19 protein-coding genes are annotated in these 22,210 nt (G+C 72.6%); 12 read left to right on the forward strand and 7 right to left on the reverse strand.

Annotated elements, in window-relative coordinates:
* Positions 1 to 51: 51 nt before the first annotated feature.
* Both ACIQH8_RS09235 and ACIQH8_RS09240 read left to right on the forward strand, forming a co-directional pair.
* Positions 52 to 1,350 carry a serine/threonine-protein kinase gene (locus tag ACIQH8_RS09235; RefSeq protein WP_400997438.1) on the forward strand — a complete coding sequence of 433 codons (1,299 nt, stop codon included), beginning with the start codon at positions 52 to 54 and terminating at the stop codon, positions 1,348 to 1,350.
* Positions 1,347 to 1,808, forward strand: coding sequence for a hypothetical protein (locus ACIQH8_RS09240; RefSeq protein ID WP_400997441.1), 462 nt, complete (start codon positions 1,347 to 1,349; stop codon positions 1,806 to 1,808). The genes ACIQH8_RS09235 and ACIQH8_RS09240 overlap by 4 nt, the downstream gene beginning before the upstream one ends.
* A gap of 6 nt (positions 1,809 to 1,814) precedes the next feature.
* On the opposite strand, the gene ACIQH8_RS09245 is transcribed toward ACIQH8_RS09240, so the two are convergent.
* Positions 1,815 to 2,651 carry an SDR family NAD(P)-dependent oxidoreductase gene (locus ACIQH8_RS09245; protein WP_400997444.1) on the reverse strand — a complete coding sequence of 279 codons (837 nt, stop codon included), beginning with the start codon at positions 2,649 to 2,651 and terminating at the stop codon, positions 1,815 to 1,817.
* 70 nt (positions 2,652 to 2,721) lie between these two features.
* Here ACIQH8_RS09245 and ACIQH8_RS09250 point away from each other — a divergent pair, with 70 nt between their 5' ends.
* The 4 genes from ACIQH8_RS09250 to ACIQH8_RS09265 all read left to right on the forward strand — a co-directional run bounded on the left by ACIQH8_RS09250 (position 2,722) and on the right by ACIQH8_RS09265 (position 6,195).
* Positions 2,722 to 3,192, forward strand: coding sequence for a GNAT family N-acetyltransferase (locus tag ACIQH8_RS09250; RefSeq protein ID WP_400997446.1), 471 nt, complete (start codon positions 2,722 to 2,724; stop codon positions 3,190 to 3,192).
* A gap of 146 nt (positions 3,193 to 3,338) precedes the next feature.
* On the forward strand, positions 3,339 to 4,217 hold the full coding sequence (locus tag ACIQH8_RS09255; protein WP_400997448.1) for an ABC transporter ATP-binding protein: 879 nt from the start codon (positions 3,339 to 3,341) through the stop codon (positions 4,215 to 4,217).
* Positions 4,218 to 4,283: 66 nt separating this feature from the next.
* Complete coding sequence (locus ACIQH8_RS09260) at positions 4,284 to 5,309, forward strand: aliphatic sulfonate ABC transporter substrate-binding protein (RefSeq protein WP_400997450.1); 1,026 nt, start codon at positions 4,284 to 4,286, stop codon at positions 5,307 to 5,309.
* A 25-nt stretch (positions 5,310 to 5,334) separates the two neighbouring features.
* On the forward strand, positions 5,335 to 6,195 hold the full coding sequence (locus tag ACIQH8_RS09265) for an ABC transporter permease (RefSeq protein WP_400997453.1): 861 nt from the start codon (positions 5,335 to 5,337) through the stop codon (positions 6,193 to 6,195).
* A gap of 44 nt (positions 6,196 to 6,239) precedes the next feature.
* Here the strand turns inward: ACIQH8_RS09265 and ACIQH8_RS09270 are convergent, their stop codons facing one another.
* From ACIQH8_RS09270 to ACIQH8_RS09285, 4 genes are all read right to left on the reverse strand, one after another.
* The gene (locus ACIQH8_RS09270) at positions 6,240 to 7,931 is read right to left on the reverse strand and encodes a DUF5671 domain-containing protein (RefSeq protein WP_400997455.1); all 1,692 of its coding nucleotides are present in this window, start codon (positions 7,929 to 7,931) and stop codon (positions 6,240 to 6,242) included.
* On the reverse strand, positions 7,928 to 8,392 hold the full coding sequence (locus ACIQH8_RS09275; RefSeq protein ID WP_400997458.1) for a hypothetical protein: 465 nt from the start codon (positions 8,390 to 8,392) through the stop codon (positions 7,928 to 7,930). Before ACIQH8_RS09275 ends, ACIQH8_RS09270 begins: the two co-directional genes overlap by 4 nt.
* Positions 8,393 to 8,581: 189 nt before the next feature.
* Positions 8,582 to 9,007 carry a hypothetical protein gene (locus ACIQH8_RS09280; RefSeq protein ID WP_400997461.1) on the reverse strand — a complete coding sequence of 142 codons (426 nt, stop codon included), beginning with the start codon at positions 9,005 to 9,007 and terminating at the stop codon, positions 8,582 to 8,584.
* Positions 9,008 to 9,095: 88 nt separating this feature from the next.
* Positions 9,096 to 10,673 carry a polysaccharide deacetylase family protein gene (locus tag ACIQH8_RS09285; protein ID WP_400997463.1) on the reverse strand — a complete coding sequence of 526 codons (1,578 nt, stop codon included), beginning with the start codon at positions 10,671 to 10,673 and terminating at the stop codon, positions 9,096 to 9,098.
* Between the two features lie 220 nt (positions 10,674 to 10,893).
* On the opposite strand from ACIQH8_RS09285, the gene ACIQH8_RS09290 reads away from it, so the two are divergent.
* The 4 genes from ACIQH8_RS09290 to ACIQH8_RS09305 all read left to right on the forward strand — a co-directional run bounded on the left by ACIQH8_RS09290 (position 10,894) and on the right by ACIQH8_RS09305 (position 15,002).
* Positions 10,894 to 12,357, forward strand: coding sequence for a DUF6421 family protein (locus ACIQH8_RS09290; RefSeq protein WP_400997466.1), 1,464 nt, complete (start codon positions 10,894 to 10,896; stop codon positions 12,355 to 12,357).
* Positions 12,358 to 12,513: 156 nt separating this feature from the next.
* Positions 12,514 to 13,173, forward strand: coding sequence for an SDR family NAD(P)-dependent oxidoreductase (locus ACIQH8_RS09295; protein ID WP_400997468.1), 660 nt, complete (start codon positions 12,514 to 12,516; stop codon positions 13,171 to 13,173).
* A gap of 112 nt (positions 13,174 to 13,285) precedes the next feature.
* Positions 13,286 to 14,128: a PIG-L deacetylase family protein gene (locus ACIQH8_RS09300; protein WP_400997470.1), complete on the forward strand. Its 843-nt coding sequence runs from the start codon at positions 13,286 to 13,288 to the stop codon at positions 14,126 to 14,128.
* Between the two features lie 52 nt (positions 14,129 to 14,180).
* Entirely contained in the window at positions 14,181 to 15,002 is an 822-nt protein-coding gene (locus ACIQH8_RS09305) for an alpha/beta fold hydrolase (RefSeq protein ID WP_400997472.1), read from the forward strand.
* A 39-nt stretch (positions 15,003 to 15,041) separates the two neighbouring features.
* On the opposite strand, the gene ACIQH8_RS09310 is transcribed toward ACIQH8_RS09305, so the two are convergent.
* Together ACIQH8_RS09310 and ACIQH8_RS09315 are read right to left on the reverse strand one after the other, a co-directional pair.
* Positions 15,042 to 16,487 carry an FAD-binding oxidoreductase gene (locus tag ACIQH8_RS09310; RefSeq protein WP_400997475.1) on the reverse strand — a complete coding sequence of 482 codons (1,446 nt, stop codon included), beginning with the start codon at positions 16,485 to 16,487 and terminating at the stop codon, positions 15,042 to 15,044.
* A gap of 34 nt (positions 16,488 to 16,521) precedes the next feature.
* Positions 16,522 to 17,838, reverse strand: coding sequence for an MFS transporter (locus ACIQH8_RS09315; protein WP_400997902.1), 1,317 nt, complete (start codon positions 17,836 to 17,838; stop codon positions 16,522 to 16,524).
* 364 nt (positions 17,839 to 18,202) lie between these two features.
* Here ACIQH8_RS09315 and ACIQH8_RS09320 point away from each other — a divergent pair, with 364 nt between their 5' ends.
* Positions 18,203 to 19,345, forward strand: a complete 1,143-nt coding sequence (locus tag ACIQH8_RS09320; protein WP_400997477.1) for a sugar phosphate isomerase/epimerase family protein — start codon at positions 18,203 to 18,205, stop codon at positions 19,343 to 19,345.
* A gap of 100 nt (positions 19,346 to 19,445) precedes the next feature.
* Positions 19,446 to 22,208 carry a PQQ-dependent sugar dehydrogenase gene (locus ACIQH8_RS09325; RefSeq protein WP_400997479.1) on the forward strand — a complete coding sequence of 921 codons (2,763 nt, stop codon included), beginning with the start codon at positions 19,446 to 19,448 and terminating at the stop codon, positions 22,206 to 22,208.
* The last annotated feature ends 2 nt before the right edge of the window (positions 22,209 to 22,210 follow it).

Genomic DNA, 22,210 nt, shown 5'->3' on the forward strand with positions numbered 1-22,210 from the left:
CCGTCCGCAACCCCGATCGGACGTCCAGCGCGAGGGATTACCCTTCGTGGGATGGACTCCCCCACGGAACAGGTCGCGAACTCGGCGACCGACCCGGTCCTCGGCTCGATCCTCGCCGACCGGTACCGCGTCGACGGCCTCATCGGGCGCGGCGGCATGGCCGCGGTGTACCGGGCCGACGACCTGGCGCTCGGCCGCCGGGTGGCCGTCAAGGTCTTCACGGCCTCGACCGAGGGCATCGACGACGCCGACCGGCGCCGCTCCGAGACGGCGCTCCTCGCGAGCCTCACCCACCCCGCCCTCGTCACGCTCTACGACGCCGCGAAGGACCCGGCGAGCCGCCGCGAGTTCCTCGTCATGGAGCTCGTGGACGGCGAAGACCTCCGTCGCGTGCTCGAACGCGGTCCGATCCCCCTCCGCGACGCCGCGCGCGTGCTCGCCGACCTCGCCGAGGGCCTCCACGTCATCCACTCGCGCGGCATCGTGCACCGAGACGTGAAGCCGGCCAACGTGCTCCTCGCGCCGGCGCACCTGCCGACGCGCCGATGGAACGCGAAGCTCGCCGACTTCGGCATCGCGAGGTTGCTCGACGAGTCGCGGCTGACCGCGACCGGCCGGATCATCGGCACGCCCGGCTACCTCAGCCCAGAGCAGGTGCGCGGCGAGGCGGTGGGCAGCAGCGCCGACGTGTACGCCCTCGGCCTGCTCCTGCTCGAGGCCGTCACCGGCGTCCAGCCGTACCCGGGACCGGCCCTGGAGTCGGCGAGCGCGCGGCTCGTGCGTGATCCCGACATCCCGTCGGAACTCCCGGCCGACTGGCGCGACCTCCTGGCGGCCATGACCGCCCGCGATCCCGCGGAGCGTCCGACGGCGCTCGACGTGGCGCTCGCGACGGAGTCCCTCGCGACCGACGGCAGCGGCGAGACCGCCGCGGGGACCGCCCTCTTCACCTCCCCAGCGACCGACGAGGGCGACACGCGGATCCTCCCCGCCACCGCCGTCGTCGCCGCGGAGACCGCGGCACCCACGGCACCCGCGGCCTCGCCGGCATCCGTCGACGACGCGACGGCCGCGACCCGCATCCTGACCGGCGTCGCCCCGGCCGCCCCCTCCGCCGGCGCCGAGGCCGACCACCGCACGGACGGCCGGCGGTTGCCGCGGCGCGTCGTCATCACGCTCTCGGCGGCCCTGGTGCTCATCGGGGCCATCGTGATCGTTCCCGTCGCGGTCGGCGCGTTCGCGAATGCCGGTGCCCCGGCCGAGCCCGCACCGTCGGAGGCGCCGATGCCGAGCGTGGGGGGCGACCTCGGGACGCACCTCGACCAGCTGGAGGAGGCGGTGTCGCCATGACCGTGCGTCTGCGCCGCGCGATGGCCGCGGCATCCGTCACCCTCGCCATCGCGGCCGGTCTGGTCGGCTGCGCGGCCGCGGAGGACCCTGCCACCGACGCGATGGGGTTCCGCGCCCAGGTCGTCTCGGTCGCCGAGTCGTCGGCGGCCGGCGACTTCGGCGACGCCCTCACGCGACTCGACCGCCTTCAGGCGGAGGTCGATGCGGCCGCAGCTGCCGGCAGCCTCGAGGCCGACCGTGCGGCGAGCATCACGGAGGCCATCGCGCTCGTCCGCGCCGACCTCGAGGCGGCGATCGCCGCCGCCACGCCGAGCCCGAGCCCCACCCCGACCGAGGCGGCGAATGGCGGCGGCGGCGATGACGGCGACGGGAAGGACGACGCCGACAACAGCGGCCCCGGCAACGCCGACGACAAGCCCGGCAAGGGGAAGGGCCGCGACAAGGGCGGCGACGACTGACCCGGATCAGCCCCGGCCGGTGAACCGCTCCATCGAGCGGTAGATGCCGAACCCGTCTCCGATCACGCGGTCGAACACGCGCGTCGGGAGCAGGCCGCGCAACGCACGCGACAGCCGCACGCTGGCGGGCAGTTCGACGAGCGGCCGTCCGGCGAGCATCGCGCGCCAGACGCGGTCGACGACGAACTCGGGATCGAGGACCGGCGCGAGGACCGGGCCGCGCGCGCCGCGGAACATGCCCGTCGAGATGTACGAGGGCGTGACGGTGGTGACGGTCACGTGTCGGTGACCGGCCTGCTCGAGCTCGAGGCGCACGGAGTCGCTCCAGCCGTTCAGCGCCGCCTTGGATGCGGCGTAGACGGCCATGCGCGGGTTCGCGAGCGTGCCCGCCGCGCTGCCGATGTTGACGATCCGGGCGGGTCGGCCGCGCGCGATCATCGCGGGCAGGAACTCGCGCGTGACGTACATCGGCGCGAGCGCGTTGACGAGCATCGTCGGCCGCAGGTCCTCGCCGCTGTCGGTCTCCCAGAAGTAGGCGTTGCCGCGCACGATACCGGCGTTGTTCACGAGGATGTCCGGGGTTCCGAGCTCCCGACGGACCTTGTGCGCCGCCTTCGCGATCGCGCCCGGCTCGGCGACGTCGACCACGTAGGAGCGCACCCGCGTGCGTCCCTGCGCCTGCCGACCGAGCTCGTCGGCGGTGCGCGCGAGGGCCGACGCGGCGCGGTCCCAGAGGACGACGGATGCCGCACCCTCGACGACGGCCCGCTCCGCGTACATGCGTCCCATGCCGCCCGCTGCACCGGTGATCAGGAGGTTCGCGCCCCGAACGGTTCTCGCCATGGGGAACATTCTCGCAACCCCGCCCTGCGCCGCGCGCCGCGCAGCCGGTGGGCGCGGCAGAATCCCCCGTATGAACGACTCCGCGGTGCGACTCGTCCGGATGACCGACACCGAGGTCGCCGCATGGCTGCCCCTCGCGATGGGGCTCTACGAACAGGCGCGACTCGACGCCGGCGACACGCCGGAGCAGGCGGCGGCGGGCCGCCGCGCCTCGGAGGAGCGTTTCTTCCCCGACGGGCGCCTCGTCGAGGGCCAACTCCTGCACGCGATCCGGATCGGAGCGGAGGACGCCGGGTGGCTGTGGCTCGGGCCGTGGGACGAGCACGGCGACCTCTGGTGGATCTGGGATCTCGAGGTGCACCCCGCGTTCCGACGGCGGGGCGTCGCCCGTGCGGCCATGCTGGCCGGTGAGGAGATCGCGCGGGAGCACGGGGCGTCGCGACTCATGCTGAACGTCTTCGGCTCCAACGACGGCGCGATCGCGCTGTATCGCGGGCTCGGCTACGGCATCGCCTCGCTGCACATGGTCAAGCCGCTCTGAACGATCCGAGCCCCGACCCGGTGCCGGGCGCACTGCGTGTGACGCCACGTGTCGTGCGGGTGTTACGCCGTGCTTCGCCGGCACCGCGGCGGAGAGCGCGTTCCGGTTAGCGTCGAGCATCCGCCCGCCACGATCCGGAGCACGACATGACGACCGCACCCGCCGCACCCGCCGGCGCCGCCGCAGCCGGTGACGCGACCGCCGCGCCCGCGGCACCGGTCGCGCTGCGCGGCGTCGGCCGCGCGTTCACCGCGCCCGACGGCGGCACGCGCGCCGTGTTGCGCGGCGTCGACCTCGACGTGACCGCCGGTGAGATCGTCGCGATCCTCGGGCCGAGCGGCTGCGGCAAGTCGACCCTGCTGCGGATCGTCGCCGGCCTCGACCACCCGACCTCCGGCGAGGTCGCGATCGACGAGGCGCCCGTCCGCCCGTACGACGTGCGCTGCGCGGTCGGCTTCCAGGAACCGCGACTGCTCCCGTGGCGCAGCATCGAGAAGAACGTCGCGCTCGGCCTGCCGCGCGGCACCGCCCGCCGCGACGGGCGGGGGCAGGTGGCACGCCTGCTCGAGCTCGTCGGACTCGCCGAGTTCGCCGGGCACCGCCCGCACGAGGTCTCCGGCGGCATGGCGCAGCGCGCGTCGCTCGCGCGAGCGCTCGCCCGCAACCCCGAGGTGCTGCTGCTCGACGAGCCGTTCGGCGCGCTCGACGCGCTCACTCGCCTGAAGATGCAGGATCTCCTGCTCGACGTCCACGCGGCCGAACCGACGACCGTCCTGCTCGTCACGCACGACGTCGACGAGGCGCTGCAGCTGGCCGACCGGATCGTGCTGCTCGGCACCGACGGCGACGAGCCGGGAGCCGACATCCGCCAGACCGTCGTCGTGCCCGGCCACCGCCCGCGCGACCGCGGGTCGGCCGAGCTCGCCGAACTGCGCGGCCGCCTGCTCGACGGCCTCGGCATCGACCGGCACGGTGCCGCACGCGGCATCCAGGCCACCACGACCATCCCGCACTACCCGTACTGACCGGCCTCGACGGCCCGACCACAGCACGCCGTCGACGTCGCACCACCCACCGAGAAGGAGCCACCCGTGTCCCGCACCACCGTCTTCCGCACCGCGCTCGTCGCGGGCGCCGCCGCGACCGCACTGCTGCTCTCCGGCTGCGTCGCCGGCGAGAACCAGCCCGCCGAGGCCGTCGCCGAGGGCGACTCGCTCGAGGGTCAGGCGCTCAACGTCGACTTCGCCACCTACAACCCGCTGAGCCTCATCATCAAGGACCAGGGCTGGCTCGAGGACGAGGGCCTCGAGGTCACCTGGGTCCAGTCGGCCGGGTCGAACAAGGCCAACGAGGCGCTCCGCGCGGGCGCGATCGACGTCGGCTCGACCGCCGGTTCGGCGGCGCTCCTCGCGCGTGCCAACGGCTCGCCCATCAAGACGATCGACATCTACTCGCAGCCCGAGTGGTCGGCGATCGTCGCCGGCCCCGGCAGCGAGATCGACGAGGTCGCCGACCTGAAGGGCAAGACCGTCGCGGCGACCAAGGGCACCGACCCCTACTTCTTCCTGCTGCAGACGCTCGAGGCCGAGGGCCTGACGCCCGACGACATCACGGTCGAGAACCTGCAGCACGCCGACGGATGGGCCGCACTGCAGAACGGCGCCGTCGACGCCTGGGCGGGCCTCGACCCGATCATGGCCGGCGCCGAGGAGTCGGGCGCGACGCTCATCTACCGCAACGTCGACTTCAACAGCTACGGCTTCCTGAACGCGACCGAGTCGTTCCTCGAGGAGAAGCCCGCGCTCGCGCAGCTCGTCATCGACGCGTACGAGCGCGCTCGCGCCTGGGCGGCCGAGAACCCCGAGGAGACCGCCGCGATCCTCGCCGAGGTCGCCGGGCTCGACGAGTCCATCGCCTCGAAGGTGATCCTCGAGCGCTCGAACCTCGACGTCGACCCGGTCCCCGGCGACGCGCAGGTCGCACTCCTCGAGAAGATCGGGCCGGTGTTCGTCGAGCTCGGCGACGTCGCCTCGCAGGACCAGGTCGACGACGCACTCGAGACCCTCATCGACGACTCGTACGTCACGCAGGCGGACCCCGAGCGGTTCGCGAAGTAACCGCCACGCACCCAGGGAGCAGACCATGACGACGGATGCCGCGAGCAGCACGATCGCACGTCGGGGGCGCGCGAGCGCCGCGGCATCCGTCGCAGCACGGCCCGCCACGGGTCGCGACCGGCGACCGCTGACCTCGCGCCGCTGGGTCCGCATCGTCGGGGGCGCACTCATCCCCCTCGCCCTGCTCGCCGCCTGGCAGCTCGTCTCGACCTCGGGCGCGGTGCCGGTCTCGCAGCTGCCGAGCCCCGAGATGGTGTGGCTCGCCGCGGTCGACCTCGCCGAGCGCGGGCTGCTCGGGCTCTACGTCGCGATCTCGACGCAGCGCGTGTTCATCGGCTTCGCGTTCGGTGCCCTGTTCGGGCTGCTCGCGGGTGCGGTCGTGGGCCTCTCCCGTCTCGGCGACGTGCTCCTCTCGCCGACGCTCGGCGCGGTGCGCGCGGTGCCGTCGCTCGCGTGGGTGCCGCTGCTGATCCTCTGGTTCGGCATCGGCGAGGACTCCAAGGTCATCCTCATCGCCATCGGGGCGTTCTTCCCCGTGTACACGATCGTCGCCGCGTCCCTCCGACACGTCGACCGGCGCCTCCTCGAGGCCGGTCGCGCCTTCGGACTGCGGGGCCCGACGCTCTTCGCGACCGTGCAGCTGCCCGCCGTCGTGCCGTCGGTCATCGCGGCGCTCCGGCTCGCGCTCGCGCAGGCGTGGCTCTTCCTCGTGGCCGCCGAGCTCATCGCGTCGTCGATGGGCCTCGGCTTCCTGCTCAGCGACTCGGGGAACACGGGCCGCATCGACCGGATCTTCCTCGCGATCATCCTGCTCGCGGTGCTCGGCAAGCTGAGCGACGCGCTCGTCGGGCTGCTCGAGCGCTGGGCGGTTCGCCGCTGGGCGTGAGCCGGCGGGTCGAGCCGACGGAGGTCGCGGCCCGGGCCCCGGTCTCAGTCCACGAGGGGAACCGCCTCGACGCGGTCGCCCGGGCCGACGAGTACGAGCACCCGAGGCGCCACGACGCCGTCGAGTGCGGCGACGACGGCCGCGGCATCCGCTGACGGCATCGGCGCCTCGGCCGCGGGCTCGACCGCGGGCTCGATCGGCACCCCGGCCACAGGCTCGACCGCGGGCTGCCACACGACCACGCCCGCGCCGGTCGCCTTCGCGATCGCGTGCTCGAGCTCGCGCGTCTCGCCGGCGGCGACGAGCACGACGCGCCCGATGCGGCGCTCCGGCACCACCCCGGATTCCGCGATCGAGGCGCGGTCGCGGCGCCAGACGGCGAAGTGGTAGGCCGACACCAGCGCCGTCGCGACGAGGAGGCCGAGCGGCGCGCGGACCCGGTCGACGAGCGCGGCGACGCTCGGCGGGTCGAGCACGAACTCGAAGACGCGGTAGCCGATCACGAGGAGCGTGATGACCGCGACGACCGCGCTGGCGCCGAAGACGGCGATCAGGTAGACGCGGCGGCCGACGTCGGCGGCATCGGCGGGCTCCGGTCGGCGCAGCGGCCGCCAGTTCAGCCACCAGGTCGGCCCGCCGACCACGATCGCGGCGATGCCGCCGAGGAGCAGCGCACGGTTGCCCGACGACGCGATCGGAGTGGCGAGTTCGGCGAGCAGCGCGTTCACGACCACTCCGATGCCCGACGCCGCGGCGACGAGCCCGAGCCCGGACATCACGAGCACCGCCGCGCGGCGCGTTCCGTCGGAGTGCACGGCCGCAAGGCGGGCGTGCACGAGCCACACGACCGCGCCGACTCCGGCGGCGGCGACCGCCGTGCCGAGCGGCACGAGGATCGCACTCGGCGGCTCGCTCGGGTCGAACACGAGACGGAGCCCGACGAAGAGCGCCGTGCCGATGCCGCCGAGCATCGCCGCACCGCCGCCGAGGACGCCCACGACCACCAGCACGACCGCCGAGAACCCGGTCGGGATCCGCCGCACGTCGTCGCGCATCCAGTGCCACCACCACACGGCGGCGCCGAGGGCCGCCCACACGAGCGCCTCGAGCGCGGCCCGGCCCCACGAGGCCCGGCCGGCCAGGACCGAATCCGCGGCCCCGCGGATCGCGGCGTCGAACACCGCGGACAGCGCCGTGATCGCTCCCCCGGCCGCGAGGATGAGCCCGTACGCGGCACCGATCACCAGCGGCACCGTCGCCAGGCGAGTGGGTCCCTTCGACGGACTGCGCAGCATCCACCGATGCCAGAGCCAGACGAGCGCCCACACCACGGCGCCGGCGAATCCGCCGGGCTGCCACCATCCGTCGATGAGCGCCGCGAGGCTGCCGGCGAGCGAGGCCGTCGCGACGACCAGCGCCACCGTGAGCATGGCGGCCAGGTACAGCCCCCACGCAACGGAGCCGCGCTCGGCCCGCTCCCCGAGGCGCCGCCACGCCGCCCACCAGAGCAGTGCCGCGAGTGGACCGCCGATGAGCGCGAACGCGAGCTGGAGCGCCAGGTCGTCGGTGCCCGCGGTCGCGAGCGTCCGCTCGACGTCGATCGCACGCTCGAGGAGCCCGCTGACGCCGCTCGCGGTGACCGTGACGAGCACGAACAGCAGGATGAAGACGATGAGCCGGCGCACCGTGCCCTGCGCCGAACCGCCCGGTCGCGCGTCCGACGACGCGCCGCTCACTTCGTCACCGCCGTCGGATCGCAGATCGCGAGCGGCCAGGGTGCGGTCTCGATGCGCCACTCGCCGTCGACGAGCACGAGGTCGAACACCCCGCGTTCCTCGTACTCGGACGAACCGAACGGCCCGTCCCCGTAGGTGGTGACGATGAGCACCTCGACGTCCGCCGTGTCGTCGCGCTCGGTCGTGTCGATGAGGCTGACCCGCATGCCCGCGGGATCCCCGAGGGTGAGACGGACGCAGTCCTCGGCGAGTTCGGGCACGAGGTACTCCATCGCCGCCGCCTCGTCTCCGTCGATGACGGCCGCCGAGTACTGCTGCACGACCCCCTCGGGTGTGCCCTCGTCGAGCGGCTCGGGCTCGCCCTGCGTGAACACCGCCACGAGCGCGACGATCACGAGTACCGCGAGCACGGCGAGGATGACGATGAGCGTGCGGTCGGGTCGCGAGCGCGGAGTGGCCATGCTCGTATCTTGGCGTGGCCGCCGCGCCCCTCGGCGGACCGAAGGTCACGCGACTCCATCGTGTCGGACGGATCACGCCGGCACCGCGCGCCCGGCCGACGGCCCCGACCTGCCGCCGAACGGGCGGTCGCGGACGTTCCGCGACCGCCCGCCGTCGGCGGGCGCGGCCTGGGGCCGTGGTTCGAGCGGTCAGCGCCCGTCCGTCGTGCCGCTCGCCGCCATCGCCTCGGCGAGGCGTGCGAGCCGTTCTCCCTGCTGGTGCGATGAGCTCGTCGACCCGCCGAGCGCGGCCGCGAACGCCGAGAGCCGCTCGCCCTGGGCGGCGCTCGCACCGGTGCCATCGCTCGCGACGGCGGACGCGTCGGCGTAGGCGGCCAGTCGATCGCCCTGGGCGGATGCCGCGTCGCGGACGTCTGCGGCGGCGGCGCGCTGCTCGGCCGATGCCGCCCGCGCCGTGTCGTCGAACGCCGTTCCCTGTGCCGCGCAACCGCCGAGCACGCCGATCGCGCCCGCGGCGAGTGCGGCGACGGCGATGTGCTTCCGGATCTCCATGATGGGCCCCCGTTCATCGGACTCGAACACGGCGAACGTACGGCGGGCGTGCGGGGGCCGCATCGGGGGGCATCCCTCAGATCCGGGGGTCGTCCCCCTCAGGCCGGGAGTCGGGATCCGACCGGACCGGCGGCACCCGGACGCGTCGCCGTCAGCGCGGGCCGTGGCTGACGAGCGCGCCCGCCCCGGGCAGCGAACCGCCGAACTGGTCCTCGACGCTCGCCAGCGCGACGCCCCTCGCCCGCAGTCCGTCGATGATGGCCGGGACCGCCTCGACGGTGTCCTCGTGCGTGTCGTGCATGAGCACGATGCTGCCCGGCACGGCACCGTCGACGGCCCGCTCGACCACGACCTCGACGCCGGGGTCCTGCCAGTCGCGAGTGTCGATGTCCCACACCACGAAGGGCATCGGGACGAGTTCGCGCACATGCGGGTTCGAGGCGCCGTACGGCGGGCGCAGGCTCGTCGCCCGGACGCCGGTCGCGTTCGCGATCGCCTCCTGCGCCCGGCGCACCTCGTCGCGCACCTGCTCGTCCGTGAGCTTGGTCAGGTCGGGATGCGCCCACGTGTGGTTCGCGATCTCGTGCCCTGCGGCGACGGCGCGGGCCGCAGTCCCGGGATGGCGTGCGACCGATGACCCCTGGACGTAGAACGTCGCCGCGGCGCGCGCTCGGTCCAGGACGTCGAGCAGCGCGGGCGTCAGTGAGCTCGGCCCGTCGTCGAAGGTGAGCGAGACGCACGCCAGGAGCGTGCAGTCGACCGGGTCTGCGCCGGCCGGCGCCGACCCCGGCTCGTAGGGCCCGCCCGAGACCGCGGCCGACCGGACCAGCGAGCCCGCCTCGGAGAGGAATGGGTCGAGCAGGCGCCACGGTACGAGCACGGAATCCGGTCGGGATCGTTCCGCGCCCGGCACGGACAGGGTGACGACGACGCCGACCTCGGCGGCCGAGGAGTCCACGAGCAGCGGACGGGCGACCTCGGGCGCCAGTCGCGCGAACGGGTCCTCGCCCGGGGCGATCCGACCCGCCGCGCGGAGCGCTTCGGCGACGAGGGCGAGCACCCGCGCCTCGGAGCCCGTCGCATAGAGGGCGACGCCGTCGTGCGGCGCGCCGCCGGCGCCATCCGCGTACCAGACCTCGCGGGCGACCTCGGTCGGATCACCGACCCCCGCGCGCACCGTCACGAGGCGCTCCCCGATGACGCCGCCGGAGGCCACGACGATCGAGCAGTCGATGCTCAGTCTCGACGCGCTCGCCGCGAAGGCGCTGCCGCCGGAGCAGGGCGCGCTCGCGCCGCCCGCCACGAGGTCGACGCCCGGCATCCATGCCGCGCCGTGGGCCGCGGCGAACTCGCGCACCGCAGCCGCGACACGGGCGGTGAGCGTCTCGCCGAATGCGGTGGCCCCGGGCGGGACCGCCCATCGGGCGGCCACGACGAAGCCGTCGGTGCGCATCGCGGCGAGGCGCGGGACGAGCGCCGCCACGCGGTCGCCGCCGAGCACGACGGGGCCCGGCACGACGCGCGGCCCCGCCTCCGCGGTCGGCGCCGGCGGGGTCGTGGCGTCGTCGGGCGACGCGGACCCGCTCGGCGTCGCCGACGGCACGGGTGCACCGCCGGCGGGTGCGGTGAGGGCCGAGTCGCACGCGCCGAGCCCCAGCGCGACGGTGGTCGCGACGAGGATCGCGGACGCGATCCGCGTCCGTCGGCGTCGCCCCGTCGCCGCCCGCATGCACTCAGGCTACGCGCGCGCCATCGCACCGACGTGCGCTCCGCTCCATCCGGCGAGGCGTGCAGGAACCGCGCGCGGTTTCGCATCGGGACGCAACATTCCCGCGCCGGACCGCAATCAATCGCGGAGGCGGCGAACGTAGCCTTGGATTGCGTGCGGATTCACCGCGCCACCCGATGCCGTCTCGAGCGGCCCGACCCATGAGGAACGGAGGTTTCCGATGTCACAGAGCACCATTGAGACGATCGTTGGCGAACCCGAGGTCCTCGAGGACGAGGCCCGCATCGAGATGACCCCCGAGCGCATCGCCCTCGCGAACGACGTCGAGCACGACGCCGCCTGGCTCCGCCTCAAGGACTCGGCCACGAGGCTCCAGTCGCTGCAGGTGAAGGACGGCTCGGTCGCCGAGGAGTCCGACCGCCCCGAGGCATCCGCCCTCGTCGACGCCATCGTCGAGTCGGTCGCCGCGCTCGCGCCGCGCTTCCCGCACGAGGCCGCGTACCTCGAGGCGCTGCAGGCCGACTTCCGTCGCTGGCAGGCCGAGGGCCTCGGCGTGCCGGACTTCCTCGACTCGCTGGTCGAGTTCCAGCCCCAGCTGCACCGCGTCGACGGCATCCGGCACCTCGTCGTCTTCCCCATGTACACGCAGAACGGCTCGTCGGACCGGCACGTCGAGGCGCTCGTCGTCGAGACGATCTGGCCCGAGTTCATCGCGCACCTCGAGGCCGGCGACTACGGCAACAAGCTCTTCGTGAGCCTGCGCCTCGTCGACTTCACGCCCGGGTACGACACCAACTCGGCCGTGCTGTTCCCCGAGACCGTCGCGATGCGCGAGATCCCGCCGTTCACGTGGGGCGCGATCTTCCAGGACCGCGAGGCCGCGCGGTACCGCCGGGTGGTGCGCGCGGCATCCGAGATCACCAAGCTCGAACTGCCGGATGACGCGGCGTCGCTGCTCGACGACCAGGAGCTCGCGGAGCGCACGTTCGTGATGTGGGACATCATCCACGACCGCACGCACATGCGCGGCGACCTGCCGTTCGACCCCTTCATGATCAAGCAGCGGATGCCCTTCTTCCTCTACTCGCTCGAGGAGCTGCGGTGCGACCTCACCGCGTTCCGCGAGTCGGTGAAGATCCAGCGCGGACTCGACGCACGCCTCGCGGCGGGCGAGGAGCTCAGCGAGGTCGAGGAGCAGATGCGCACGACCGGCAAGCTCGTGCAGTACGCGGTGATCTTCGACCGGATCTTCCGGTTCGCGATCACCGGATCGCGCGTGCGCAACTACGACGGACTCGGCGGTCAGCTGCTGTTCGCGTGGCTGCACCAGAAGCACGTGCTCGACTGGACGGACGTGAAGCTCACGTTCGACTGGGCGGCCGTACCGGACGCGGTCGTCGAGCTCGGCGACGCGATCGACGAGTTGTACTGGAAGTCGATCGACCGCCCGAAGACCGCGCACTGGCTCGCGGCGTACGAGCTCGTCCGCGGCGTGCTCACGCCGAACCCGGCATCGGTCTGGGCCGAGGGCCTGCCGCGCGAGGTGCTCGCCGGCCCGCCCAAGGGCTACACCGACCTCGTGATGGACGACGAGTTCCCGCTGTCGATGTTCTTCGAGGCGCTCGACAAGAAGATGAAACCGGTCATCGAGTCGACGGTGGGCATCACCGCCGCCGACGCCTGACGGCCTCGGTCTCGATACGGCCGCGATGCCGGTGGTCGAGTAGCACGCGAAGCGCGCGTATCGAGACCGCTCACGGGTCTCGATACGGCCGCGAGCGGCCTACTCGACCACCGGCACGCGCAGCGCGCACCGAGACCCATGAGAGGATCCCCTACCGTGAACACCCTGCAGGACAAGGTCATCGTCATCGCCGGCGCCACGAGCGCCTCGGGCCGCGCGGTCGCGCGCGCGCTCGTCGACGGTGGCGCGAAGGTCGTCGTCGTCGGCACCCACCAGGGCCGCCTCGACGAGCTCGAGGTCGAGATCCCGGGCGTCGTCGGCGAGCGCGCCGACCTCACCGACGGGGACGACGTGCTCGAGCTCGCCATGCGCGTGCACGCGAAGCTCGGCGACGTCGACGGCGTCGTGCACCTCGTCGGCGGATGGCGCGGCGGCGGCGGCATCCCCGGCCAGACCGAGGAGGACTACCGCCTCCTCGAACGCTCCCTCACGGCGCTGCGGTACGCGAGCCGCGTCTTCTGGGAGGACCTCGTCGCCTCAGCGGCCGGTCGCGTCGCGATCGTCTCGTCGACGACCGTCGAGAAGCCGACCGCGGGCGGCGCGAACTACACCGCGGTCAAGGCCGCGAGCGAGTCGTGGATGCGTTCGCTCGCCGACGGCTTCGCGAAGGCCGGCTCACCGGGCGCGGCCGTGACCTTCCGGGTGAAGGCGCTCGCGGGGCTCGAGCAGCGGCTCGCCGACGAGGTGGTCGCGCTCTGGGCGACGGATGCGTCGGCCTCGGAGCTCAACGGACGTGTCACCACGCTGGCCGACTGAACCCGCCGCGTCCATCCGAGCACGATTCGGGTTTCGTCGCGCGCGCGGGTAGCATTCCCGCGCACCCCCGCAGCGCCGCCCCCACGGCCCCACCCGAACGAGAGTCCCGCCCATGCGCAAGCGCACCGTCGCGCTCATCACCGTGTCCGCCGTCGTCCTCGCCGCCGCCGGTGCGGCGTACTGGGCCGGCCGAGACCTCTTCCACGAACCGACCGCGCGCGGCGTCGACTCGGTCGTCGCCGAGCTCGACGGCGAGCGCGTGCTCGGCGTGTTCGCCCATCCCGACGACGAGCAGACCGTCAACGGCCTGTTCTGGCGCGCGTCGCAGGACGGCGCGGAGACGGCGATGATCACCGCCACCCGCGGCGAGGCCGGGCACCAGGTGCCCGTGGTCGCGCGGCAGGAGGACCTCGGCACGGTGCGCGCCGCCGAGGCCCTGAAGAACAGCTTCAACTTGGGCGTCGACGAGCACGAGGTCTGGGACTACCCCGACGGCGGGCTGCCCGACATCGACGAGGACGAGCTCGTCGAACGCGTCGCCGATGCGATGCGCGAGTTCCGGCCCGACGTCGTCGTCGCGTTCTGGCCCGAGAGCGGCGCCACCGGACACGCCGACCACATGGAGATGGGCCGCGTGACCGAGCTCGCGATCGCCGAGCTCGAGGCATCCGGCGGCCCGTACACCGGGCCCGACCACCTCGTCTACACGATCAGCCCGACGAAGGCGCTCACGACCTTCGGCGGCGAGACCGGCGCGTTCGTCGTCGCGAACCAGCCGGAGCCCGACTACGCGATGCCGGCCGAGGTCGGCAAGAAGTTCGAGGGCTGGCAGATCCACGCGTCGCAGCGAGACTTCATGCCCGCGTCGTACATCCTGCCGACGTGGCTCGTCTACGCCCTCTGGGACCACGAGTTCTACGCCGTGCGCGACCTCGGGGCGGAACCGCTCGCCTGAGCGCGCTCGCCCCGGATAGGGTGCATCCACACGACCCGGAAGGGGGCGGAGCGTGGTCGACCTCATCGCATCAGACGGCACGCGGCTGAACTACCTCGAGTACGGCGACCCGAACGGACGGCCGGTCGTGCTGGTGGCGGGCTTCAAGGCCCCCGCGACGAGCTGGCGGTACCAGGTGAAGCCGCTCGCCCGGGCCGGGTATCGCGTCATCGCGCTCGACCGGCGCGGGCACGGGAAGTCCGAGCCGGGCGAGGGCGAGCCGTCGATGGAGCGCCACGGCGGCGACGTCCACGACCTGCTCGACGCGCTCGACCTCGTCGACGCGACGCTCGTCGGCCAGTCGATGGGCGGGGACGCCCTGTGGGCCCTCGTCGCCGAGTACGGCACCGATCGGATCCGCGACCTCGTGATCGTCGACCAGACGCCGTGCATGCTGAACTCCGACGACTGGCCGCACGGCTTCTACGACTACGACGAGGGCAACCGCGACACGACCTTCGCGGCCGGCATCCCCGACCCGGGACGCTTCCCCGCGAAATCGAAGGGACTCGTGCGCATCGCTCGGCTGCTCACCTCGCTCGAGATGCCGCGCGGCGGTGCGCCGGCGTTCAGCGAGACCGAGCTCGCGCTCCTGAACGACCACGCGAAGCGCGACTGGCGGCCGGTCGTCGCGGCGTGCGACGTGCCGGTGCTGTTCGTCGCGGGCGCCGAGAGCGAGTTCTGGCCCGCCGAGCACGCCGAGGCGGCGGCCGCGCTCAACCCCCTCGCCGACTCGGTCGTGATCGCCCGCGACGGGCACGCGGCGAACATCGAGCAGCCGCTGATGTTCAACCGGATCCTGCTGGAGCGCTTGCGGGGCACGCCGGCCGCGTGAGTTCGGCACGCCGGCCGCCTGAGTTCGTGCGCCCCGGGCTCAGGCCGGGAACGCCTTGCCCGGGTTCAGCACGCCGTTCGGGTCGAGGGCTCGCTTGACCGCGCGGTGGAGCTCGATCACCCGCGGGCTGAGTTCGTGCGCCGCGCCGGGGAGCTTCAGCAGGCCCACGCCGTGCTCGCCGGTGACGGTGCCGCCGAGCGCCCGGCAGTCGTCGACGATGCGGTCGAACGCGAGCTTCGCCCGCGCTTTCGCTGCATCGTCGCCCTCCGGCGCGATGATCAGCGGGTGCAGGTTGCCGTCGCCGGCGTGCGCGATGTTCGCGATCACGACATCGTGGTCGCGCGCACTCTCCTGGATGCGCCGGAGCATCTCGGGCACGCGTCCGCGCGGCACGCAGATGTCTTCGGTGAGCACGGGGCCGAGGCGCTCGAGCGCCGGGTAGGCGAGGCGCCGCGCGAGGAAGAGCCGGTCGGCGGCCTCCGTCGAGGCGCCGCGCTCGACCGTGAGCGCGCCGGCCCGCGTCATCCGCTCGGAGATCGCGGCGGCACGAGCCTCGCCCGCCGCACCGACGTCGTCGACCCGCGCCAGGAGCATCGCCTCGACGCCGTGCGGAAGGCCGAGCGACTGCCAGTCGTCGACCGCCTCGATGCACGTGCGGTCGATGAGCTCGAGCGCGGATGGCACGATGCCCGCGGCCGAGATCGCCGCGACCGCATCGCCCGCCGCCTCGAGCGAGTCGAACGAGCCGACGATCGCACGGTCCTCGCGCCCGCCGAGCGGCAGCAGCTTCAGCGTGAGTTCGACGATGATGCCGAGCGTGCCCTCCGAGCCGACCATGAGCGCCGTGAGGTCGTAGCCCGTGACGCCCTTCGCGGTGCGGCGGCCGAGGCGCACGACCTCGCCGTCGGCGAGCACGACGGTCATGCCGAGCACGTAGTCGCGCGTCACGCCGTACTTGACGCAGCAGATGCCGCCGGCGTTCGTCGCGGCGTTCCCGCCGATGGTGGAGATCCGGTAGCTGGCCGGGTCGGGCGGGTACCAGAGACCATGGGCCGCGACCGCCTGCCGCAGGTCGTCGTTGAGGACCCCGGCCTCGGCGACCACGAGCCGCTCGTCCGCGTCGACCTCGAGGATCCGCGTCATCCGCTCGAGCGAGACGACGATCGAGCCGGCCATCGCGTTCGCGCCGCCGGAGAGTCCCGTCCCGGCGCCACGCGGGACGACCTTCAGGCCGGATGCCGCAGCCGCGCGCACCGCGACGGCGACGTCGTCGACGGACTCGGCGAGCACCACCGCGAGCGGTTCCGCGAAGTCCGCCCACTCGGCGTCGTCGTGGGCGTACCGCGCGAGATCCGTCGGTTCGGTGAGCACGCGCGACGGGTCGAGTTCGCGGCGGAGTCGCTCGAGTGCGGCGAGCCGCGCCCGGCGTCCGGATGCGTCGGAGCCCGGGTCGGGGACGGCTGGGTGTGGAACGGCGTCGGGCATGGGGCAGGGCTCCTCGGAACAGCGGCGGGTGAGGTCAGGACGTGGGGGGCGGCAGTGTGGCATCCGTCGCCGGTTCATCACCGGGGCCGCCGTCGCCCCGGCCCGCGCCGTCACCGGCCTCGTCACCCGCGGTCACCTCGCGCGCCGTGTCGGCCGGGTCGTGCTCGGCACGGCTGAGGAGCACGAACGGCGCGGCGAGCACCTGGACGACGCCGCTGCACAGCAGCGAGAAGCCGTATCCGCCGATGTCGGCGGCTCGGCCGAGCGCCGGCTGGATCACGGCACCGCCCGCGCTGCCGAGGAGCGAGTCGAACGAGAGCACGGTGGCACGCTGCTTCGACGGGATCATGTCGTTCAGGTAGGCGCGGTGCACGGGGTCGTCGATCGAGGAGGAGATGCCCCAGAGCGCGATGAGCGCGACCGCGAGCCAGAAGTTCGCGACGAGTCCGAGTGCGAGCAGGACGAAGGTGCTGAGGACGGTCGCGAGCAGGATGACCGAGGTCCGCTTGCGGAATCGGCGACGGACGACGGGCGCGAGGAGCCCGCCGACGATCCCGGCGCCGGACAGCAGGGCCGCGGCGAGGCCCGCGATCGAGTAGGCGCCCTCGTCGCCCCACAGCTCGAGCAGGTACGGCTGGAGGGCATAGAACGCGTAGAAGCCGACGCCCGTCGTGAACGGCGTGGTGAACATGAGCCAGCGCACGGGGCGCCGGCCGAGGCCGTACTTCACGGAGGCGCGGAACACCTCGCCGGTCGCCTTCACCGGCCCGACCCCGCGTTCCGGGCTGAACCCGAGGTCGTGCATGAGGATCGCCGCGACCGCGAACATGACGACGAGGATGCCGGCACGGATGAGGAAGGGCACGCCGAGGTTCGTCAACTGCGCGATCACGCCGCCGAGGACCGAGCCGCCGAGCATGGCGACGTTGCCGACGACGATCGCCCGCCCGAACACCGCCTCCAGGCTGCCGCGATATCCGGTGGCCTGCAGCGCGTCGACGAGCCAGGCGTCGACGGCGCCGGAGAAGAACGTGAAGCCCAGCCCGAGCAGCACCGACACGATCGCCCACGCCCAGAAGGGGGACTGCCAGACCCAGAGCATCCAGTACATCGCCGTCGTGGCCGCGAGCGTGATCGTGCCGAGCAGGTAGGACGCGCGGCGTCCGACGGTGTCGGCCACGACGCCGGTCGGAATCTCGAAGATGAACATGCCGACGCTGAAGAAGGCGTTCGCGGCGAACGCCTCGAGGTTGGTGAGGCCTGCGTCGAGCAGGAACAGGGTGTTGATGCCCCAGATGAACGACGCGGCGAGCGTGTTCCCGAGCGTCAGCGTGTAGTAGGTGCCCTGCACGCGCCGGGCGGCCCGCCCCCCGTCGTCGCCCGACCCGGCGGTCTCCGCCGAACGGCTCGGACTCCCCACGGGGACCATCATGCCCGCCATCCCGTCACCGGCGCCAGCATCGGGGCTGGTGCCCTCCGCACCCCCCGTTCGCGGCTCTTTTGCCGTGGTGCGTTAAAAGTCGCGCATGGCATGCACTCTTTTGCTTGACCGCGCCGAGACAAATGCCGTAGTGTCCGAAAAAGTTCGTGGACGCCAACTCACGAGCAACGGTGCGAAGAGTGGCAGATGGTCGACCTCCGCATCCGGCGCGGTCCCACCGCGTCGCGGGCCCCCGGCCCGATCTCAGGAACACGGTTCAGTGCAAGGGAGCATCATGGATGAACTGACGGAACAGGCCGAGCACGACGCTCGCCTCCTCGGGACCCGCCTGGGTCTCACGCGCCGACAACTGCTCGCCGCCACGACCGGCATGGCCGCCGCGGCAGCGGTGGGCCTGGCCGGCGGCCACACGCACGCCCACGCCGCTCCGGGCGCCGGAGGCGGCAACGGGGTGCTCGTCCCGCCCGGCAAGCGGGGCATCATCCTCTACACGGTCCGCGACGCGATCGGCCGCAACCCGCTCACCAACCCGGGCCTGCCGTCGGGCTTCAAGCAGGTGCTGGAAGAGCTCGCGCGCCAGGGCTACAAGCAGATCGAGTTCGCCGGCTACACCCAGAACGCCAACTCCGAGGGCGGCAACGTCAACAACGTCGAGGGCGCGCACCTGCTGCGCACCTGGCTCGACGACAACGGGCTCGAGGCCGAGGGCAACCACGGCTCGATCCCGAGTGTCGTCACCGAGGCCACGCTCGCGCAGTTCGACGCACAGTGCGAGATCGCGAACATCCTCGGATTCGGCCACATCGGCACCGGCAACGACCCGACCCGCAGCTCGTACCTCGCCGACTGGCAGACGGCGGCCGAGGTCTGGAACACCTTCGGCGAGCGGGCGGCGTCGCACGGGCTGAAGCTGTACACGCACAACCACGACCAGGCATACAGCTTCCTGCTCGACAGCGGCCCGCTCGACGGGTCGGGCAACCCCACGCGCTCGAGCGGCCTGCGCCGCCTCGAGTGGTTCCTCCAGAACACCGACCCGAACTACGTCTACCTCGAGATGGACGTCTACTGGGCGCACGTCGCGCAGCACCGGTACCAGAGCTACACGGCACCGGACGGCACGGTCGTCCAGGACTGGTTCGACCCGGCCGGGCTCGTCGCCGAGCAGACCACGCGGTTCCCGCTCTTCCACGCCAAGGACGGCGCGAAGAACGACAGCGCGGCCGGCTACTCGATCGTGCCGTTCGGCGCGGGAGACATCGACTACACGACGTTCTTCCAGCGGATCGGCGCGAAGGGCTACCACAACGCGATGTACGAGCAGGACAACGCGTCGAGCGTGCCCATGGCCTCGCCGACCATGTCGCTCGAGAACGCCGCGTCCTCGTACCAGAACCTCGCCGCCCTCCGCGGCTGACGCGATACCCCGGGCCGCGCGGGTGACCCAACTCCCCGCGCGGCCCGGACACCACATGGATCCCGCCGAACCTCCTTCCATTCGTCGACTGGAGAAATCCATGCACATCGCACGTTCGCGCCTCGCGACCCTGGTGATCGGAGCCGCGGTCGCGGCATCCGTCATCGTCGCCGGGCCCGCCATCGCCCATGACGGCGAAGACCACGGTGACGAGGTCTCGGCCACGACCTGGGCCAACTACGAGCGCGTCAGGCTCGCCGGCACCCAGGGCGTCGGAGAGCCGATCGACCTCGCGGTCCTCCCCGACTCCCGGGTCCTGCACACGACGCGGAACGGCCAGGTCCGTCTCACCGATCCCGCGCAGGGTACGACGACGACGGTCAACACGATCGATGTCTACTCCAACTCCGAGGACGGGCTGCAGACCGTGACCCTCGACCCCGCCTTCGAGGAGAACGGCTGGGTCTACCTCTACTACGCTCCGCGCGTGATGGAGGCTCCGTACCCGGAGACCACCCCGGCTGGTTCGGCACCGAACACGCTCCCGGCCGGCGCTGACGCCTCGTACTGGGACCAGTGGAAGGGCTACAACCAGCTCAGCCGGTTCAAGTGGGACGCGGAGACCTCCTCGCTCGACATGTCGACGCAGCAGGACATCATCCGGGTCGAGGTCCAGCGCGGGCAGTGCTGCCACGTCGCCGGCGACGTGGCGTTCGACGACGAGGGCAACCTGCTGCTGTCGACCGGCGACAACACGCCCGCGGGCACGCCGGGCGCCAGCGGCTACGCGCCGAACAACGACCGCCCCGGGTACAACCCCGGCTTCGATGCGCGTCGCGGTGCGGGCAACACCAACGACCTGCGCGGCAAGATCCTGCGGATCGACGTGCAGGAGGACGGCAGCTACACGATCCCCGAGGGCAACCTCTTCGCGCCGGGCACGGCCGAGACGCGTCCCGAGATCTTCGTGATGGGCGTCCGGAACCCGTTCCGCATGGACTTCAACACCGTCACCGGCGCCGTCACGTGGGGCGACTACGGCCCCGACGCGGGCACGGCGAGCGATCTGCGCGGCCCGATGGGCTACGTCGAGTGGCAGTCGACGACGAAGCCGATCAACGGCGGATGGCCGTACTGCCACGGCCCGAACGCGAACTACAACGACTGGGACTTCGAGACGGCGACCCAGGGCGACTGGTTCGACTGCGAGGGCACGCTCATCAACACGAGCGCGTACAACACGGGCCTCGACCAGCTCCCGACGGCGACCGAGCCGCAGCTCTGGTACGGTGACCGCCCCGAGCACCAGCCGTGGCCCGAGTTCGGTTCGGGCGGCCAGGCGCCCATGGGCGGCCCGACCTACGTCTACGACGAGGAGAACCCCTCCGAGACGAAGTTCCCGGAGTACTGGAACCACAAGACGTTCATGGGCGAGTTCTCGCGCGACCGCGTCTTCGTGTTCTCGCAGGACGAGGGTGACGGCCCCGTCGCGCGGATCGAGGACTTCCTTCCGAACGCGTCGCTGAACGCCGCCGGCATGCCGCCCTGGGACAACGTGATGGACCTGGAGTTCGGCCCCGACGGCTCGCTCTACGTGCTCGACTACGGCGACGGCTTCTTCCGGCCGAACCCCGACGCCGGCCTCTACCGGGTCGACTACGTCGAGGGCACCAAGGGTCCGCGCGTCATCCTCGACGCCTCCGTCACCTCGGGCGACGGCCCGCTCGAGGTCGAGTTCGACGCGTCGGAGTCCAGCCACCCGGACGGCCTCGCCCTGAGCTTCGCCTGGGACTTCGAGGGCACGGGCACGTTCGAGGACGGTGTCGCGACCGCATCGCACACCTTCGCCGAGGACGGCCAGTACCAGGCCCGCGTGCGGGTCACCGACGAGGGCGGACGCGTGAGCATCGCCTCGGTCACCATCACCGTCGGCAACACGGCACCCGTGGTCGAGATCGTCACCCCGGCGAACGGCTCGTTCGCCGACTGGGGCGACGAGGTCGAACTCGAGATCCGCGTCACGGACCCCGACGAGCAGATCGACTGCGAGCGCGTGCTGTGGAGCTACGGCCTCGGCCACGACAACACGCACACGCACCCGCTGTTCACGGGCAACGGCTGCACCGCGACCGTCGAGATGGCACTCGAGGCCGGACACGGCGAGACCGAGAACATCTACGCCCAGATCGGCGCGTCCTACACGGACGGCGGCACCGACACGGCGCCCGCGCTGACCGGTGACGACGTCACGCTGCTCAACCCGCGTGCACTGCAGGCCGAGCACAACGACGCCCGCAGCGGCGACCTCACGGTCGTCGACGACGACACGGCCGAGGGCTTCCGCCACCTGGCCGGCCTCGACGCCGGCGAGTGGATCGCGTACCAGCCGGTCGAGTTCGGCGGCATCACCGGTGCCACCGTCCGCGCCGCAGGTGAGGGCGAGGTGTCGCTCCGCTGGGGTGACGCCGACGCCGACGCCTTCGCGACCTTCGCGGTCGACTCCGGGGGCTGGGCGGATGTCTCGGTGCCGCTCGTGAACGTGCCGGAGGGCACCGGGCGCGTGGTCGTGACCTCGACGGGCGGGGTCATCCTCGACCAGTTCGTGTTCACGACGTCGGTCTCCGACATCCGGGCGCTGCTCGGCTCGCTGGAGGACGACGGCCGGATCACCCGCGGCGTCGAGGCCTCGTTCGGCGACGTCCTCGCCGAGGTCGACGCGGCCCTCGCGGCCGACGACACGGCCACGGCGATCGCCAGGCTCGAGTTCATCGCCGAGAAGACCCCGCAGCGGGTGCGCACCGACGCCGATGCGGCGGCGCTCATCATCCGGGCGGTCGATGCGGTGATCGCCGAGCTCGAGTAGCA

Origin of the sequence: Agromyces sp. GXQ0307, assembly GCF_044769845.1 — a bacterium.
GTDB lineage: Bacteria > Actinomycetota > Actinomycetes > Actinomycetales > Microbacteriaceae > Agromyces.

What these genes read in the sequence shown, in the direction of transcription:
- ACIQH8_RS09310 (WP_400997475.1), bottom strand. Translation starts at nt 16,487, where the DNA reads ATGCCCGACGCCGTTCCACACCCAGCCGTCCCCGACCCGGGCTCCGAC.
- ACIQH8_RS09290 (WP_400997466.1), top strand. Translation starts at nt 10,894, where the DNA reads ATGTCACAGAGCACCATTGAGACGATCGTTGGCGAACCCGAGGTCCTC.
- ACIQH8_RS09320 (WP_400997477.1), top strand. Translation starts at nt 18,203, where the DNA reads ATGGATGAACTGACGGAACAGGCCGAGCACGACGCTCGCCTCCTCGGG.
- ACIQH8_RS09235 (WP_400997438.1), top strand. Translation starts at nt 52, where the DNA reads ATGGACTCCCCCACGGAACAGGTCGCGAACTCGGCGACCGACCCGGTC.
- ACIQH8_RS09255 (WP_400997448.1), top strand. Translation starts at nt 3,339, where the DNA reads ATGACGACCGCACCCGCCGCACCCGCCGGCGCCGCCGCAGCCGGTGAC.
- ACIQH8_RS09285 (WP_400997463.1), bottom strand. Translation starts at nt 10,673, where the DNA reads ATGCGGGCGGCGACGGGGCGACGCCGACGGACGCGGATCGCGTCCGCG.
- ACIQH8_RS09275 (WP_400997458.1), bottom strand. Translation starts at nt 8,392, where the DNA reads ATGGCCACTCCGCGCTCGCGACCCGACCGCACGCTCATCGTCATCCTC.
- ACIQH8_RS09325 (WP_400997479.1), top strand. Translation starts at nt 19,446, where the DNA reads ATGCACATCGCACGTTCGCGCCTCGCGACCCTGGTGATCGGAGCCGCG.
- ACIQH8_RS09250 (WP_400997446.1), top strand. Translation starts at nt 2,722, where the DNA reads ATGAACGACTCCGCGGTGCGACTCGTCCGGATGACCGACACCGAGGTC.
- ACIQH8_RS09245 (WP_400997444.1), bottom strand. Translation starts at nt 2,651, where the DNA reads ATGGCGAGAACCGTTCGGGGCGCGAACCTCCTGATCACCGGTGCAGCG.
- ACIQH8_RS09240 (WP_400997441.1), top strand. Translation starts at nt 1,347, where the DNA reads ATGACCGTGCGTCTGCGCCGCGCGATGGCCGCGGCATCCGTCACCCTC.
- ACIQH8_RS09280 (WP_400997461.1), bottom strand. Translation starts at nt 9,007, where the DNA reads ATGCGGCCCCCGCACGCCCGCCGTACGTTCGCCGTGTTCGAGTCCGAT.
- ACIQH8_RS09265 (WP_400997453.1), top strand. Translation starts at nt 5,335, where the DNA reads ATGACGACGGATGCCGCGAGCAGCACGATCGCACGTCGGGGGCGCGCG.
- ACIQH8_RS09300 (WP_400997470.1), top strand. Translation starts at nt 13,286, where the DNA reads ATGCGCAAGCGCACCGTCGCGCTCATCACCGTGTCCGCCGTCGTCCTC.